We start from the raw sequence: 1,275 nt of genomic DNA on the forward strand, positions 1-1,275 counted from the left end.
TAAATTCTTCATCAAATCTGACCTAAATAATAATTATTTATCGAATTTAGAGGTGTCCTAAAAAAGGGAAGCCTACAGTTTTCAAACTATCTATTTCAATTCTTGTTGTTCTTAAAAAATAGCTTCTATTTTTGTCGTTATCTACTTTTATAAAGTACGATAATACAAAACTGTTAACATCTACAGATATATCTGACAGCTCGTTATAAAAATCAAAACTATACTCTTGCAACGATTCGACAATTTCGTAAACAGTTTTATTTTTAAACTCAATATTAATTACAAAAAAAGCTTCCTTTTTATTGTCAGCCATATAGGCATTCAAGTTTTCAAAATCCTTCGTTTTTATGTTTTCTTTTAATTCAGTTCGTCCATTTTTGATTAAAATATCTTCTAATATTTTGTTTTCTTTTGAAACATCTACGTCCAAATTATCAATTACCTCATTTTTAGTTTTTGACTTATATTCTTGTTCAGAAAATTCAAAAAATTGAGGGATGATTCTAATTACAACTAAAATACTAAAAGCAAAACAACTCACAGTTGTCATATATACTTGAATTTCATTCAGTTGAAAAGGAGCATTAAAGTGTAATGGATAGAAAAAAACCAAATAGATAGTTCCATAAATTAATATATTTGGAATAAATCCTAAGTTGGTTACATATCTGAAATACTTCAATATTGGAGTGTTATGAGGATTATATTTTTTAGAATGGATTGTCATTATATAGCCCTTATGCGAGTAGAAGTCCAAAAAGTATTTTGTAAAAGTTAGAGCGAATATTAGATGAATCAAAAATAGAGTGTAAGAATTGAGATTGAGATATAATATAATTAACGAAAATATGATGTTATATGCTAAGCTCAAGAATATAAATTTACTTTGCTCAACATAGTATTTAAGAAACATACTTCTGCTGTATTTGAAAGAAGTAAATCCGCTTTGTAGAATAAATGTACTTGTTGCAATTAATAAACCTAAAATTGTTCCAGATAAATTCAATTGATTTTCAAAATATTTACTATAATCACTAAGTTCTTTAAATATTTCAATCATTCATTTTATTTTTTTTCAATTGGTGCTAACGGTCTCGTATAAGAATAGTTGCGGGTTTACGTGCGAGGATTTTCCGCAGGAAAATCAGACGTAGTAAACTTGCAACGACCTTTGGTTAAGCCCAAAATTGAGCAATTATTTTTATACATTGTGTGTGCCCAGTATGGGCATCTTTACCTTATAGCAATATAAGGATTTATTTAGAGGGTGTAAGT

The 1,275-nt window shown here is 27.5% G+C and carries 1 protein-coding gene; it reads right to left on the reverse strand.

Annotated features, from left to right (window positions below; genetic code table 11):
- Nucleotides 1–46: 46 nt before the first annotated feature.
- Complete coding sequence (locus tag ACEN2N_RS18955) at nt 47–1,060, reverse strand: hypothetical protein (RefSeq protein ID WP_441825791.1); 1,014 nt, start codon at nt 1,058–1,060, stop codon at nt 47–49.
- Between the last annotated feature and the right edge of the window lie 215 nt (nt 1,061–1,275).

Source organism: Maribacter spongiicola (genome assembly GCF_052119685.1).
In the GTDB taxonomy this organism is placed as follows: Bacteria; Bacteroidota; Bacteroidia; order Flavobacteriales; family Flavobacteriaceae; genus Maribacter; species Maribacter spongiicola_A.

What these genes read in the sequence shown, in the direction of transcription:
- ACEN2N_RS18955 (WP_441825791.1), bottom strand. Translation starts at nt 1,060, where the DNA reads ATGATTGAAATATTTAAAGAACTTAGTGATTATAGTAAATATTTTGAA.